Source organism: Streptomyces sp. CG4, assembly GCF_041080655.1.
GTDB lineage: Bacteria > Actinomycetota > Actinomycetes > Streptomycetales > Streptomycetaceae > Streptomyces.
Window position 1 is genome coordinate 5,242,976 of record NZ_CP163525.1, and the last position, 14,987, is coordinate 5,257,962.

General features: G+C 71.9%; 13 protein-coding genes and 1 pseudogene. 8 read left to right on the plus strand and 6 right to left on the minus strand.

Annotated features, from left to right (window positions below):
• Positions 1–52 precede the first annotated feature (52 nt).
• Both AB5L52_RS23825 and AB5L52_RS23830 read left to right on the plus strand, forming a co-directional pair.
• Positions 53–1,303 carry a GNAT family N-acetyltransferase gene (locus tag AB5L52_RS23825; protein WP_369366061.1) on the plus strand — a complete coding sequence of 417 codons (1,251 nt, stop codon included), beginning with the start codon at positions 53–55 and terminating at the stop codon, positions 1,301–1,303.
• Between the two features lie 304 nt (positions 1,304–1,607).
• Complete coding sequence (locus AB5L52_RS23830; RefSeq protein ID WP_369366063.1) at positions 1,608–2,522, plus strand: winged helix-turn-helix domain-containing protein; 915 nt, start codon at positions 1,608–1,610, stop codon at positions 2,520–2,522.
• Between the two features lie 3 nt (positions 2,523–2,525).
• Here the strand turns inward: AB5L52_RS23830 and AB5L52_RS23835 are convergent, their stop codons facing one another.
• The gene (locus tag AB5L52_RS23835) at positions 2,526–2,693 is read right to left on the minus strand and encodes a hypothetical protein (RefSeq protein ID WP_351030807.1); all 168 of its coding nucleotides are present in this window, start codon (positions 2,691–2,693) and stop codon (positions 2,526–2,528) included.
• Positions 2,694–2,826: 133 nt separating this feature from the next.
• Here AB5L52_RS23835 and AB5L52_RS23840 point away from each other — a divergent pair, with 133 nt between their 5' ends.
• The 6 genes from AB5L52_RS23840 to AB5L52_RS23865 all read left to right on the plus strand — a co-directional run bounded on the left by AB5L52_RS23840 (position 2,827) and on the right by AB5L52_RS23865 (position 10,662).
• Positions 2,827–3,708 (plus strand): winged helix-turn-helix domain-containing protein, encoded by an 882-nt coding sequence (locus AB5L52_RS23840; RefSeq protein WP_351030806.1) that lies wholly within the window; start codon positions 2,827–2,829, stop codon positions 3,706–3,708.
• Positions 3,708–4,442 (plus strand): HAD-IA family hydrolase, encoded by a 735-nt coding sequence (locus AB5L52_RS23845; protein ID WP_351030804.1) that lies wholly within the window; start codon positions 3,708–3,710, stop codon positions 4,440–4,442. Before AB5L52_RS23840 ends, AB5L52_RS23845 begins: the two co-directional genes overlap by 1 nt.
• Positions 4,443–4,977: 535 nt before the next feature.
• The gene (locus AB5L52_RS23850) at positions 4,978–7,269 is read left to right on the plus strand and encodes a phosphotransferase (protein ID WP_369366065.1); all 2,292 of its coding nucleotides are present in this window, start codon (positions 4,978–4,980) and stop codon (positions 7,267–7,269) included.
• Between the two features lie 9 nt (positions 7,270–7,278).
• Complete coding sequence (locus tag AB5L52_RS23855) at positions 7,279–7,893, plus strand: TetR family transcriptional regulator (RefSeq protein ID WP_351030801.1); 615 nt, start codon at positions 7,279–7,281, stop codon at positions 7,891–7,893.
• 95 nt (positions 7,894–7,988) lie between these two features.
• Positions 7,989–10,019, plus strand: coding sequence for an AAA family ATPase (locus AB5L52_RS23860; protein WP_351030798.1), 2,031 nt, complete (start codon positions 7,989–7,991; stop codon positions 10,017–10,019).
• Between the two features lie 19 nt (positions 10,020–10,038).
• A complete protein-coding gene (locus AB5L52_RS23865) occupies positions 10,039–10,662 on the plus strand; it encodes an RraA family protein (protein ID WP_369366068.1) in 624 nt (207 codons plus the stop codon).
• A gap of 47 nt (positions 10,663–10,709) precedes the next feature.
• Here the strand turns inward: AB5L52_RS23865 and AB5L52_RS23870 are convergent, their stop codons facing one another.
• The 5 genes and pseudogenes from AB5L52_RS23870 to AB5L52_RS23890 form a co-directional block, all read right to left on the minus strand.
• Positions 10,710–11,462, minus strand: a complete 753-nt coding sequence (locus AB5L52_RS23870) for an FAD-dependent oxidoreductase (protein ID WP_369366070.1) — start codon at positions 11,460–11,462, stop codon at positions 10,710–10,712.
• A pseudogene (locus tag AB5L52_RS23875) lies at positions 11,387–11,628 on the minus strand (cupin); the annotation flags it as partial. The gene AB5L52_RS23870 and the pseudogene AB5L52_RS23875, both read right to left, overlap by 76 nt.
• Positions 11,625–11,759 (minus strand): chorismate-binding protein, encoded by a 135-nt coding sequence (locus tag AB5L52_RS23880; protein ID WP_369368957.1) that lies wholly within the window; start codon positions 11,757–11,759, stop codon positions 11,625–11,627. The gene AB5L52_RS23880 and the pseudogene AB5L52_RS23875, both read right to left, overlap by 4 nt.
• Before the next feature lie 113 nt (positions 11,760–11,872).
• On the minus strand, positions 11,873–14,245 hold the full coding sequence (locus AB5L52_RS23885) for an ATP-binding cassette domain-containing protein (RefSeq protein WP_369366072.1): 2,373 nt from the start codon (positions 14,243–14,245) through the stop codon (positions 11,873–11,875).
• 67 nt (positions 14,246–14,312) lie between these two features.
• The gene (locus tag AB5L52_RS23890; RefSeq protein ID WP_351030953.1) at positions 14,313–14,903 is read right to left on the minus strand and encodes a LysE family translocator; all 591 of its coding nucleotides are present in this window, start codon (positions 14,901–14,903) and stop codon (positions 14,313–14,315) included.
• Positions 14,904–14,987 lie beyond the last annotated feature (84 nt).

Consider the following 14,987-nt stretch of genomic DNA (forward strand, 5'->3'; position numbering starts at 1 on the left):
GCGGAAAAAAACCCGGAGGACAGTCGGCGGGTCGCCCGCCTACGGTGGGCGTATGAGCGACGTCCGGATCGTCACCGAGGCCGAATTCGAGGACTGGCAGCGCGCGCTGGCCACGGGGTTTCTGCAGCCGCCGGTGCTGGCGCCCGAGCAACTCGACGCCCGCCGGGCGCAGTTCGTGCCGGGGCGGCTGCTCGGCGCGTTCGACGGCGACCGGTGCGTGGCCACGTTCCGCTCCTTCGCGCAGGAGCTGACCGCGGTCGGCGGCGGGCTCGTTCCCGCGAACGCGATCTCGAACGTCACCGTCAGCCCCACCCACCGCCGCCGCGGCCTGCTCACCCGCATGATGAACCAGGACCTCGCGGCGGCGAAGGAGCGCGGTGACGTCGTCGCCACGCTGATCGCCGCCGAGTACCCGATCTACGGTCGCTACGGCTTCGGCCCCGCCACCTGGACGACGACCTGGACCATCGAGGTGCCCCGGGCCGGTCTGGATCCGCGCTGGTCCGGGCCCGACGACGGCGGCCGGATCGACCTGGTGGACGGCGCGGACATCCGCAAGCTCGGCCCGGAGTTCCACGAGCGGTTCCGCCGGCTCCAGCCCGGCGCGGTCAGCCGGGACGAGCTGTGGTGGCAGCTCAGCACCGGTGCCCTGCGCTTCCACGCCGACTGGACCGAGCCCTTCTACGCCGTCCACCGCGCGGCCGACGGCGAGGTCCAGGGCCTGGTGGCGTACAAGTCCGACGAGACCTGGAACGGCAAGCAGCCGGACCAGACCGCCCGCGTGCTCAGGCTCACGGCCACCACTGCGGCCGCCGAGCGCGCCCTGTGGCACTACCTGTGCTCGATCGACTGGATCACGAAGGTCGAGACCGGCTTCCGCGGCCCGGACGACCTGCTGCCGGACTATCTGCCCGACCCGCGCGCGGCCCGGATCACCGAGCACGCGGACTGGCTGTGGGTGCGGATCCTGGATGTCGTACGGGCCCTTGAGGCGCGGACGTACGACGCGGCGGGGACGCTGGTCCTGGACGTCGTGGACGACGGGGGACCGGCCGCGGGACTGGCCGGGGGGCGGTTCCGGCTGGAGGCCTCGCCCGAGGGGGCGTCCTGTGTGTCGGCGCCCGCGGCGAGTCCCGATCTCACGCTGGGTGTGGGGGAGTTGGCCTCGATCTGGCTCGGCGGTGAGTCGCCGGTGCGGCTCGCGGCGCTCGGCCGGCTCCGGGAAGAACGAGAGGGCGCCGCCCGGCAGGCCGACGCCCTGTTCCGCTCGTCCGGGCGGCCGTGGTGCCCGGACATCTTCTGAAGTCCCTTCCGCAGGCGATGCGTTGACTGTTCATCCGTAGCGAGCTGTTCAGTTGTGGCTGTGCTGTGCCGTGTGCAGTTGTGGCTGTGCCATGTCGTGTTCAGTTGTGACTGTGCGCTTCGGTGGCCGTCCCCTGTCCGGACTCCCGGCTCCCCTCCGGAAGGGAGCCCGGCCGACCAACCACTGGGAAGCTTGACCAGGTCATGCAAGTTGGTAGCCAACTTCACTGTACTTATCACCGCTGGGAAGCGGCTCATAACCAGCCGTCGGTGAACTGCCGGAAGTTGGCGGGAAGTTGTAGTGTTTGTCCGTGGACCCGGAGCACGCCTCCGCCGGCGGACGGACGAGGCCGCGGCAGCCTCACGCGTCCCCCCGCGACATCGCCGACGCGCTGCGCGGCCGGATCACGTCCGGTGTGCTGCGGGCGGGTCAGCGCATGCCCACGCAGGCCGAGCTGGCCGGCGAGTTCGGCGTGGAACGCGGGGTCGTACGGCAGGCGTTGCGCATCCTGCAGTCGGAGCGGCTGCTCACCAACGTGTCCAAGGGCAGCCCGGCCACCGTGGCGGCGGTGCCCGCACCGGTGCGGCTGCCGGCCGGTCCTGCGGCCCCGCCGCAGCCCACGATGGTCGGCCTCGCGCCCCGTATCGCGGCCGCCTTCGCCGCCCCTCACGTGCGCATCGACGCGCTCTGCCTGACCTCGGTCTCGCTCACGCTGGCCGTCGGCGAGCCGCTGCGGCAGATCCACGCCGGACGGCTGAAACCGGCCAAGATCGACGTCCGGGTGCTGCTGCCCAGCCGGGACATCGCCCTCGCCTTCCCAACCCCGGTGGCCGCCGACGACGGCGGTCTGCTGCACCGCCGCTGGCTGGCCCAGCGCAACGCCCAGGGCATGGTGCTGCGGCAGAATCTGCTGGCTCTGTACGCCACCCACGGCATCGACGTACACGTCTCCTTCCGCGCCCTGCCGTTCACTCCGCCGGTCAAGCTGTATCTGCTCAACGGCTCGGAGGCGCTCTTCGCGTACTACACGCTGCTGCGCCGCGAGCGGGAGATCGAGCACGAGCATCTGGAGCTGTACGACGCCGACGGCACGCGCTCGATGCTGTTCGCCTTCGAGCGGTGGGCCGGACAGCGGGACGCCGCGTTCGTGGAGCAGTCGCGGCTGTGGTTCGACGCGCTGTGGGAGACGATCAGTTCGGAACTGCGTTTCAGCTCATAGAGTTCACAGTGCGGGACCCGCCAGGAGCACGGCGAGCAGGACGGCACCGGCGGAGGCGGTCTTCTGGTTCCTGGTCTTGATGCCGACCGAGAGCAGGAGCATGCCGACGCCGCCGGCGGCACCGTACTTCCACTGGACGAGCTGCTCGACGACAAAGGTGAGAGCGGGCACGGCGATTCCCCCTTCCGAAGACTTGCCAACTCGCTAAAGTTGGCAACCAACTTCACTTAAGTTGTCCCCACTTGGTCTCATTCCATAAACAACTTCCGGGCAACTCCCCTTAGATGGATCAGAGTTGTAGCGTTTGGTCGTGACTCAGGAGCATGTGGCAGTGAACGGCAGCAGAAGGCTCACGCCCCAGGAGATTGCCGACACCCTGCGCGAGCGCATCCGCAGCGGCGCGCTGCGGCCCGGCGAGCGGCTGCCGACCCAGGCCGAGCTGGCCGAGGAGTTCGGCGTCGAGCGCGGCGCCGTCCGCCAGGCGCTGCGTGTGCTCCACGAGGACGGGCTGCTCAGCAACGTCAGCAAGGGCAGCCCGCCCCGGGTCGCCGAGCCGCAGCCCGCCCGGGACGAACCGCAGCCGACCATGGTGGCCCTCGCCCCCCGGCTGACCGAGGCCTTCGCCGCCCGGCACGTGCGCATCGACGCCGTCTGCCTGACCGCGCAGAGCCTGATCCCCGCGCTCGGCGAGGCACTGCGCCTGGTCCACGAGGGCCGGCTGCGCCCCGAGCGGATCGACGCCCGCATCCTGCTGCCGTCCCGGGACATCAATCTCGCCTTCCCGGTGTCGGTCGACGCCGGGAGCGCGGAGGACGACGCCGTCCACCGGCGCTGGCTGGCCATGCGCAACGCCCAGGGCCAGGTGCTCCAGTACAACCTCCAGGCGCTGCGCGGCACCCACGGCATCGACGTCCAGGTCACCTTCCGGGCGCTGCCGTTCACCCCGCCGGTCAAGCTGTATCTGCTCAACGGCGTCGAGGCGCTGTTCGCGCACTACATGGTCACGCGCCGGGCCGAGCCCACCGAGCGCGGGACCCTGGAGATGTACGACACCCTCGGCTCCGAGTCGCTGCTGTTCTCCTTCGAGCAGCGGGCCGGTCTGCGGGACGCGGCGTTCGTGGAGCAATCGCAGAAGTGGTTCGACGCCCTCTGGGAAACCATCACGACGGACCTGACACTCTCCTAGTGACTTCTGATGCGACGGCGCAGACCGAACAGAGTGCGAACGAGATCGAGAAGATACGAGGTCTGATCGAACCTGCCCGGGTGGTTCTGTGGGACTTCGACGGACCGATCTGCCGTCTGTTCGCGCGGCACAAGGCGGAACGGGTCGCCGCCGGGCTGGTCGACTGGCTGGCCGGGCACGGGCTGCACAACCTGCTCAGCGACTCCGAACGCGAGCTGCTGGACCCGCACGTGGTGCTGCGCGCCGTGGACCTGCGCCACCCCGGCAGCGACCTCGTGACCGAGCTGGAGGAACGTCTCACCCAGGAGGAACTGCGCGCCGCCGGCTCCGCGCTGCCCACCCCCTACGCCGACCCGCTGATCCGCACCTGGACCGCGGTCGGCGCCCGGCTCGCCATCACCACCAACAACTCCCCGAAGGTGGTCCGCGCCTACCTGGACGGCCGCGGCCTCACCTCCTGCTTCGCCTCCCACATCTACGGCCGCACGGCCGACCTGCACCTCCTCAAGCCCAACCCGCACTGCCTCAACCGCGCGCTCACCGCGATGGGCTGCGCCCCCTCGGCGGCCCTGATGATCGGCGACTCCCGCTCCGACCTCGCCGCGGCGAACAACGCCGGTGTTCCGTTTCTCGGCTACGCGCGTAACGAACGCAAGGGCAGGATCCTGCGGGACGCCGGCGCCGTCAGCGTGGTCGCGTCGCTGGAGCCGCTGCTGCGGACACTGCGCGGCTAGGCCCTGCCGTCAAACTCCCGCCTGCCCGGCGACGCCTGGCACGCACTCCCCCAGAGGGGGCACCCCCAGCCGCGTTGCCGGAGCGCCCACGTGGCGCCTCCCCCACGCTCGAATTCGCTCGCGCGGGGGCACCCCCATCGAGGGCGCTCCGGCGCCTTGCGATCGCACGCTCCCCCACGCTCGGCTTCGCTCGCGCGGGGGGACCCCCATCGCCGCCGCCGGGCCCGCCCTACGGGCGAACGACGGGAGTTTGACGACAGGACCTAGGCCCTGCCGTGGGAGGTTCGGCCCGGACCCGAGCGGCATGGGATAGCATCCGGCCAACCGTCTGAGCGATCGCTCGGGTCTCCGCGTCGGGGTCGGCGTACGAGCCGGCCTCCGCCCGCTTGGCGCGGACGAGTGGCAGACCACCCGTTGGGCTGCTCGTCCGGCCGTACGCCGTGTCGTCCGTCGTACGGGGAGATAGCGTTTCCCCGACCTGACTCGACCCGTCTCGTCTTCTTCAGCGCAGCGCGATCGACCCCCGGAGCGGCCAGTGGGCGCACCACCCGTCCCCCGTGGCACGGCCGGCGCGCGTGCCGGCCGGGCACAGCGCGACGCCGTCTGCCGGGCGTTCCTGGCGGAGGCCGTCGCGCGGGGGCGCAGCAACGGCGGCTTCCACCACCACAACCACGTGCTGCCGCTCACCGAGCCCATGGCCCGGCTGCTCGGCCGGGAGCCGGGCACCGTCGTCACCGTGCGGCTGCCGCGGGCCGGTGCCCTGCCGGTGGTGATCCGGACCTGGCACAGCGAGGCGGCGATCCTGCGGGCCGTCAGGGGCGTGCTGCCCGACGTGCCGGAGAGTCTGCTCGAAGGGGACGGCTTCGCCATCCACAGCCATGTGGACGGCGCACCGCTCTCCCGCGTCTGCCCGCCCGGCAAACCGGTCGACGGCCTGCTGATCGGGGCGCTGACGGAGCTGCTCGCCCGGACGGCCCAGGTCCGCGGCGGCGCACTGCCGCCCCTGCCGGCCCCGTGGCCCCGCAACCACACCGACAGCCAGGGCTTCCTGCGGACCCTGGCCCGTCTGGCCGACCTGCGCATCCGCCAGCCCAACTGGCCCAGGTTCGGCGGCCTGTTCGCCGCTCTCGGCATCCCCGAGGACGCCCTCGCCCGGCTGGCGGAGCACACCCCCGCCATGTCCCGCCGCCCCTACAGCCTGCTCCACGCCGACCTGCACCGCGACAACGTGATCATGCCGGACGGCGGCGCCGCGCCCCCGGTCTGCGTGGACTGGGAGCTGGCCGGCTACGGCGACCCGCTGCACGACCTCGCCGTCCACCTGGTCCGGATGCGCTACCCCGACCACCAGTGGGACGAGGTCGTCGCGGCGTGGGTGCGCGCCATGGGGGCGGTGCGGCCCGCCGCGGTGGGCGGCGTGGGCCGGGATCTGCGCCACTACGTCGCCTTCGAACGGGCGCAGTCCGTGTTCCCCGACGTGATGCGGGCCGCGCAGTCGCTGGAGGAGTCCTTCGACCAGCGGAGCCTGGACGAGGCGACGGCACGGGTGCACCGGGCCGTGCTGGCGGCGGCGGAGCCGCTGCGACTGGGCCGGGTGCCGGGACGGGAGGAGATCGAGCGGATCCTGTTCCGCTGGCGGGCCTCCGTACGGCCCGGTGCCGGGCCGGGCGCCGGTGCCGCGGCGCCGGCCCACGGCGGACCGCGCCCGGCTCCGCCCGCCCGCGCCATCGACTGGACGCCGGACCGGCGCGTGCCGGAACACCCCGACTTCCCGCACTCCGCCGTCGCCGACGCCCTGATCCTGGAGGGCGCGGCCCCCGCCCACCGGGTGTTCAAGGGCACCGCGCACCTCAACTCGGTGCTGCGGGTCCCCGGCACCCCGTTCCCGGTCGTCGTCCGCCGCAAGGTCACGCACGTCACGCGGCGCGAACGCAGCTTCCTCAGCGAGCACGGCGTGCTCCGGGCCATCGAGCGGTCCGGCGCGGCGGTGGCCGCGCCGCGGGTGCTGGCGCTGGGCGAGAGCCACTCGAAGGACCTCTCCGGCATCCGGACCTACTCCGGGGACCGCTTCGCCGTCCACACCTACGAGGGCCCGCCCGACATGCGCCGGCGGCCCGAGCACCCGGTGCACGGGCTGCTCCCGCACGAGGCGGACGGCCTGGTCGATCAGCTGGCCGCGCTGACCGGGGTCGACTACACCCTGGTCGACCCGGTGGCCGGCCGGCCCGGCTTCTACGCCTGGCTGAGCGAGCAACTGGTGGCCCTGGTGGCCGGACTGCCCAAGGAGTCCCAGCGGGTGGCCCGCTTCCTCGGCCTGCCCGACGCGCCCAGGCTGCGCGAGATCCTCGCCCGGCACGAGGTCACCGACCGCGCCGCCGCCCTGCTGCACGGCGACCTCAACCCGTGGAACCTGGTGCGCCGCGACGACCCGCCGGCGCTGACCCTCATCGACTGGGAGCTGGCCGTGGTCGGCGACCCGCTGTACGAGCTGGTCCGGCACATGCATCTGACCCCGACCCGGCCGGAGATCCGCGACCGCATGTTCCGCCGCTGGGAGACCCGGCTGCCCGCCCGGTGCACCGAGAACTGGCGGGAGGACTGGCAGGTGTACCGGTGGATCGAGATCGTCCGCTCCGCCTACGTCGACCTCGACCGCCTGGTCACCGGAGCGAGCCTGGACGCCCCCAACGTGCGCCGCGCGGTGGAGTCGTACGCGATGACCCTGGCGGCGGCCACCGCCTCCCTGGGGCTGTCGTCCCGGCGCCGGACCAATCCGCACCTCACCGGCGCCCTGGTCCGGCCCGCCCGTCCGGGCGGCGCTGCGTAGGCTCCCCCCATGGGTGAGATGGGGCTGCGCGCGCGCAAGAAGCAGCAGATGTACAGGGACGTGTCGGACATCGCCGTACGGCTGTTCCTGGAGCGGGGCTTCGACGCGGTGTCCGTCGCCGAGATCGCGGCGGCGGCCGGGATCTCCAAGCCGACCCTCTTCCGGTACTTCCCGGCCAAGGAGGACCTGGTCCTGCACCGCATCGCGGACCACGAGACGGAGGCCGCGCGGGTGGTCGCCGGCGCGGCCGACCCGGTGGACGCGCTGCGCCGGCACTTCCTGGCAGGGCTGGAGAGCGGCGATCCCGTCACCGGGCTCAACGACCACCCGCAGGTGCTCGCCTTCCACGCCCTGCTCTACGGCACCCCGTCCCTGGTGGCGCGGGCGTACCGGCATCAGGAGCGGTCCGAGACGGCGCTCGCCGAGGCGCTCGGCGGGGATCTGGACGCGCGGCTGGCGGCCGGGCAGATCATCGCCGTCCAGCGGATCCTCGCGCTGGAGAACTTCCGGCGGATCGCGGCGGGGGAGGACGTGGAGGCGGTGCGGCCGGACGCGGTACGGGCCGCCGAGCGGGCCTTCGCGCGGCTGGCGCGGGGGCTCCCCGACCTGGGAAGCCGCCCGTGAGACCGGGATCCGGGAAGCCGCCCGTGAGACCGGACAGACCAGTGAGACCGGGTTAAAAATGTAACTTGGTAACGTTATGGCGGTACGCTGCCGTCATGACGTCCATCGACCCCGCCCTCGTCGACACCCTGCACACCGAGCGCGCCCACCACGACCGCTGCCGTGCCGCTCTCGCCGCGATGATCGAGGGCGCCGCCGAACAGGTCGTCATCGGCGAGGACGTCTCCGCCTCCGGCGCCGACGCCGAGGTCCTCGGCTACCAACTGCGCAGCCAGGCCAAGGCGATGCGCGAACTGCCGCCCGGCCCGCTGTTCTTCGGCCGTCTGGACTTCGCCGACGGCGCCCCCGGGCACGGCGGGCAGCACTACCACGTCGGCCGGCTCCGGATCACCGAGCACCCGGCCGCCCCGCCCCTCGTGGTCGACTGGCGGGCCCCCGTCTCCCGCGCCTTCTACCAGGCGAGCGCCCGCGATCCCCAGGGCGTGGAGGTACGGCGCCGGTTCGGCTGGGCGCCCGGCAGCACCGGCGCCGCCGCCGACCTCACCGGTCTGGAGGACGAGCACCTGACCCGGGGCGAGTCGCGGACCAGCGACATCGTGACCCGCGAGATCGAACGGCCCCGCGTCGGACCCATGCGGGACATCGCCGCCACCATCCAGCCCGAACAGGACGACCTGGTCCGCGCCGCCCTCACCGACTCGGTGTGCGTCCAGGGCGCCCCCGGCACCGGCAAGACCGCCGTGGGCCTGCACCGCGCCGCGTACCTCCTCTACACCCACCCCAAGCGACTCCAGCGCGCCGGCCTGCTGATCCTCGGCCCCAACCGCACCTTCCTGCACTACATCGCCGAGGTGCTGCCGTCGCTCGGCGAGACGGGCGTACGCCAGTCGACCCTGCTGGAAGAGATCGCCCGCCACCCGGTCACCGGCACCGATCCCGTGGCGACCGCCGCGCTCAAGCACGACGCCCGGATGGCCGAGGTGCTGCACCGGGCGCTGTACGCCCACGTCACCACCGACGGCGTCACCGACCTCGCCGTACCCGACGGCTCCTACCGCCGGCGGGTGCCGGCGGCGGAACTGGCCGCCATCGTCGAGGAGGTGCGCGCCGAGGAGCCGCCGTACGCCATCGGGCGCGAGCGGGTGCGCACCCGGGTGGTGCGGCGGCTGCGCGAGCGGGCCGAACGGCGCTCCGGTGTCCTGCCCGCCGCCTGGGTGCGCCGTATCGAACGGGCCCGTCCGCTCACCGCCCACCTCGACCTGGTCTGGCCCAGGGTCCGTCCCGAGGAGGTGCTGACCCGACTCCTCACCGACCCGGCGGTGTTGGCCCGTGCGGCGGACGGCCTGCTGGATGCGGACGAACAGGAGACGCTCCGCCGGCCGCGCGCACCGCGCTCGTACAAGTCGGCCCGCTGGTCGGCGGCGGACCTGGTCCTGCTGGACGAACTCTCCGGACTGATCGAACACCCCGAGGGCTACGGCCACATCGTCGTGGACGAGGCACAGGACCTCTCACCCATGGAGTGCCGGGCGATCGCCCGCAGGGCCGCCTTCGGCTCGCTGACCGTCCTCGGCGACCTCGCCCAGGGCACGACCCCGTGGGCCGCCCGCGACTGGTCCGTCCACCTGCGCCACCTGGGCAAGCCGGACACGACGGTGGTCCCGCTGACGACCGGGTTCCGGGTCCCGGCGGCCGTCGTGGCGCTGGCCAACCGGCTGCTGGCCCGGCTGGACGTGACCGCACCGCCGGCCCGGTCCCTGCGCACGGACGGCGAGTTGACCCTGCGCCCGACCGCCGATGTGCCGGGCACGACGGTGACGGCGGTCCGCGAGGCGCTGGCCCGGGAGGGTTCCGTGGGTGTCGTGGCGGCGGACGAGGAGCTGGCGGGCGTGGCGGAGGCGCTGACGAAGGCCGGTATCACCACCGCCGGTCCGGACGCGCTGGGCGCCCGGGTGACGCTCGTCCCCGCGAGCATGGTCAAGGGCCTGGAGTACGACCATGTCGTGGCCGTGGAGCCGGCGGCGGTGGCCGAGGCGGAGGAGCGCGGCGCACACCGGCTGTACGTCGTCCTCACGCGCGCGGTGTCCCGCCTGGATGTGATCCACGCCCGCCCGTTGCCGTTCTGACGGCGATAGCGTGCGGGGCATGACCGACACGGAAGCCTTCGCCGGAATCCCGACGACCACCCTGGCCGATCTCCTGGGCCGCGAGCAGGTCATGGACATCGGGATACGACCGCTGTGGGGGCCGGTACCGCGCGTCACCGGACCGGCGTTCACCGTCAGCTGCCCGCCCGGCGACAACCTCATGCTGCACGCGGCCGTCCACCGCGCCGCGCCCGGCTCGATCATCGTGGTCGAGTCCGGCGACCTCGACTACGCGCTGGCCGGGGGCAACGTGTGCGCGGTCGCCCGGCGCCGCGGGGTGACGGCCTTCGTCGCCGACGGCCTGATCCGCGACCTCGGCGAAGTCCGCGAGCTGGGCTTCCCCGTCTTCGCCCGGGGCGTCATCCCGATCCCCGGCGCCAAGAAGTCCGTACGCCCGCTGAACGAGCCCGTGCGCTGCGGGGGCGTCCGGGTGGAGCCCGGGGACGTGGTCGTGGCGGACGAGGAGGGCGTGGTCGTGGTGCCGGCGGCGCTGGCGGAGCAGGTCCTGGCGGGGGCCCGGGCGAAGCTCGCGAAGGAGGCCGCGGAGACCCTGGACGAGTGGGAGAAGGCCCACCGCGAGCGGATCAACGAGTTGCTCGCGGCAGCGGGCTTCGAGGGCTGACCCCCGCCGCGTCCCTCAGACTGGCACCAGGAGTCCGCAAGACCCGGTCAGGCAGAGGCGTTGGGGTGAAGGCCGAGGCCGGTGCCGTGGTGGGCGCGTGCCTTGCCCAGATAGGCCGTCAGGCGGTCGAGGGCGTGCGTGTCGTCCGTGGACTTGGGAGCGGGGAACTGGGTGTAGATGAGCTCCGGTGCCAGGACGGCGCCGTCGCCGAGCCGGTCGTAGAGGTTCTCGACCTGTCCGCGCACCCAGTCCTCCATGGGGGTGCTGTCGAGCCAGAACGGCATGTGCATGCCTTGTTCCTGGATGGTGTCCACCGTGTGCTGGACCGTGTCGGCGATCGCCTCCGCGCGGGTCATGACCTGGATGGGCGGGCGTTCAGGGGCGAAGTGGGCCGTATCGGCAGCGAGGTCGGCATCCTGCCCGCCTCCGGAAGGTCCGAGCAGTGTGGTGGCCAGGTGGCGGGCGACGACGGGTGAGTAGTGGAAGCCGTCGCGATAGGTGCCGGTGGCGAAGACAAGACCGGACAGGGAGCAGGTACCCAGGAGGGGGAAGCGGTCCAGCGGGATGGGGCGGGAGCCGGACATCAGGTGCTGGATGCGGCCGAAGGCCAGGGTGTGGTCGATCTGCTCGCATGCCTCGCGCATGAGGGTGTGGGTGGAGCCGAGTTCGGGTCCGGTGATGGGGGTGGTGGTGATGAGGTTGGTGGCGCCGACGTAGTGGTGGCCGGGCACCCCCGGGGGACGACCATGACGGTGCCGACGGGCGCCCTGAAGTATCCCTGCCCCGAGGGGGACTCCCACTCCCGCCAGTGTCCCAGCGTGCGTACGCGCGGCTCGAAGGCGAACTGGACGCGGCCAGGGAGTGCTCGCCGGTGACCTTGAACGTCACCTGCTGCACAGGGGAGACGAGCTTCCGCCCTGCTCCCGGCGGCACGACCAAGCCCTCGGTCCCCGCGACCGGAGTCATAAGCCGACGGCTGTTTGGTAGGCGATGCTGCGTAACTTCTCGCAAGTTTCCTCGTGTTCGCGCTCGGGCTGCGATTGCCTCACAATCCCGGCCCCGGCCTGAACCCAACAGGGCTCGATGAAGCATTCGATGGATCAAGTCGTGCACCAGCTCACGCAACAGTGCGGCACGCGCCCGGCGCTTTCACCTCGACGATGAAGGCGACGCCCGGAGAACACCGTTGAAGCGCCCCCACGCCCGCGGCTCACGCCCCGACGTACGCCGCCAGATGCTCGCCCGTGAGGGTGGAGCGGGACGCGACCAGATCCGCCGGTGTGCCCTCGAAGACCACCCGTCCCCCGTCGTGGCCCGCCCCCGGACCGAGGTCGATGATCCAGTCCGCGTGCGCCATGACCGCCTGGTGATGCTCGACCACGATCACCGACTTGCCGGAGTCGACCAGGCGGTCGAGCAGGGCCAGGAGATGCTCGACATCGGCCAGGTGGAGACCGGTCGTCGGCTCGTCCAGGACGTAGACACCGCCCTTGTCGGCCATGTGCGTGGCCAGCTTCAGCCGCTGGCGTTCGCCGCCCGACAGCGTCGTCAGCGGCTGGCCGAGGGTGAGGTAGCCGAGGCCCACGTGGGCCATCCGCTGAAGGATCCTGTGGGCGGCCGGGATGTGGGCCTCGCCGGCGGCGAAGAACTCCTCCGCCTCGGTCACCGACATCGCCAGCACCTCCGCGATGTCCCGCCCGCCGAGCGTGTACTCCAGCACCGACGCCTCGAACCGCTTGCCCTCGCACTCCTCGCAGGTCGTGGCGACCCCGGCCATCATCGCCAGGTCGGTGTAGACGACCCCGGCGCCGTTGCAAGTGGGGCACGCGCCCTCGGAGTTGGCGCTGAACAGCGCCGGCTTCACGCCGTTGGCCTTGGCGAACGCCTTGCGGATCGGCTCCAGCAGCCCGGTGTACGTCGCCGGGTTGCTGCGCCGTGAGCCGCGGATCGGGGTCTGGTCGATGGAGACGACGTCCGCGCCGGCCGGGACCGATCCGTGGACGAGCGAGCTCTTGCCGGAGCCGGCGACACCGGTGACCACGGTCAGCACGCCCAGCGGGATGTCCACGTCCACGTTCTGCAGGTTGTGCGTCGTCGCGCCCCTGATCTCCAGCGCGCCCGTCGGCTTGCGCACCGCGTCCGCGTCCTTGACGGCCGCCCGGTCGTCCAGGTGGCGGCCGGTGAGGGTGCCGCTGGCCCGCAGGCCCGCCACCGTGCCCTCGAAGCAGACCGTGCCGCCTTCCGTACCGGCGCCGGGGCCGAGGTCGACGACGTGGTCGGCGATCGCGATCGCCTCCGGCTTGTGCTCCACGACCAGCACGGTGTTGCCCTTGTCGCGCAGCCGCAGCAGCAGCTCGTTCATCCGCTGGATGTCGTGCGGGTGCAGCCCGATCGTGGGCTCGTCGAAGACGTACGTCACGTCGGTGAGGGAGGAGCCGAGGTGCCGGATCATCTTCACGCGCTGCGCCTCGCCGCCCGACAGTGTGCCCGCGGGACGGTCGAGCGAGAGATAGCCGAGGCCGATCTCCACGAACGAGTCGAGGGTGTGCCGCAGGGAGGCCAGGAGCGGTGCCACGGTCGGCTCGGACAGCGACCGTACCCACTCCGCCAGGTCGCTGATCTGCATCGCGCAGGCGTCGGCGATGCCGACCCCGTCGATCTTCGAGGACCGGGCCGCCTCGGTGAGCCGGGTGCCCTCGCACTCCGGGCAGACGGCGAAGGTGACCGCACGGTCCACGAAGGCCCGGATGTGCGGCTGCATGCCCTCCTTGTCCTTGGCGAGCATCGACTTCTGGATGCGCGGGATCAGACCCTCGTAGGTCATGTTGATCCCCGCGATCTTCATCCGGGTCGGCTCGCGGTACAGGAAGTCCTGCAGCTCCCGCTTGGTGAAGGCGCGGATCGGCTTGTCCGGGTCGTACAGGCCGGACTCGGTGTAGAGGCGGTAGTTCCAGCCGCCCGTCTTGTATCCGGGGATGTTGAGCGCGCCCTCGTTGAGGGACAGGGAGTCGTCGAAGAGCTGGGTGAGGTCGAGGTCGGTGACCGTGCCGCGGCCCTCGCAGCGCGGGCACATGCCGCCGGTGATGCTGAAGCTGCGCCGTTCCTTCACCTGCTGCCCGCCGCGCTCCACGGTGACCGCACCGGCGCCGCTGATCGAGGCGACGTTGAAGGAGAACGCCTTGGGCGAGCCGATGTGCGGCTCGCCGAGCCGGCTGAAGAGGATGCGCAGCATCGCGTTGGCGTCGGTGGCCGTGCCGACGGTGGAGCGGGGGTCGGCGCCCATCCGCTGCTGGTCCACGATGATCGCGGTGGTGAGCCCGTCGAGCACGTCGACCTCGGGCCGCGCCAGAGTCGGCATGAAGCCCTGCACGAACGCGCTGTACGTCTCGTTGATCAGCCGCTGCGACTCCGCGGCGATCGTGTCGAACACCAGCGAGCTCTTGCCCGACCCGGAGACGCCGGTGAACACGGTCAGCCGGCGCTTGGGGAGCTCGACGGTGACGTCCTTGAGGTTGTTCTCCCGGGCGCCGTGCACCCGGATCAGGTCATGGCTGTCGGCTGCGTGCGCTGCGGTGCGGTCCATGGCGGCCACGCTAGCGGGGGCGGGGCGGCGGCCGCTTCTCGAATCCTGACGTCTTGCCGGACCGGCCTCACGCCGGACCCGAGGTGTCGGCCGCCAGCGATACGGCGAGGGCGCCGAGCACCGTGCCCATCAGATACCGCTGCACCTTCAGCCAGGAGGGACGGCGGGCGAGGAAGACCGCGATCGTGCCGGCGGCGAGCACGATGACGAAGTTCACCGTGACGCTGATCAAGACCTGTACCGAGCCGAGGACGAGTCCCTGGAGCAGGACATGGCCCCGGTGCAGGTCGATGAACTGGGGGATCAGGGAGACGTACATGATGGCGATCTTCGGGTTGAGCAGACTCGTCGTCAGGCCCATCGTGAACAGCCTGCGCGGCGAGTCGTGCGGCACCTCCTTCGGGGCGAAGACCGAGATGCCGCCCGGCTTCAGCGCCTTCCAGGCGAGGTACGCGAGATAGCCGGCGCCGGCCAGCTTCACCGTGAGGTACAGCTCGGGTACGGCGGTGAAGACGACCGACAGACCGAGGTTCGCCGCGAACAGGTACACCAGGAAGCCCAGGGCGATCCCGCCGAGCGAGGTCAGCCCGGCCCGCCTGCCCTGGGTGATGCTCCGGGAGACCAGATAGATCATGTTCGGACCGGGGGTGAGCACCATGCCGAGTGCCACCACGGCCACGCCGAGGATCCCGCTCGCTTCCACCCTGAAAACCCCCTCGTCGAACGCCGTTCACGCCGTTTT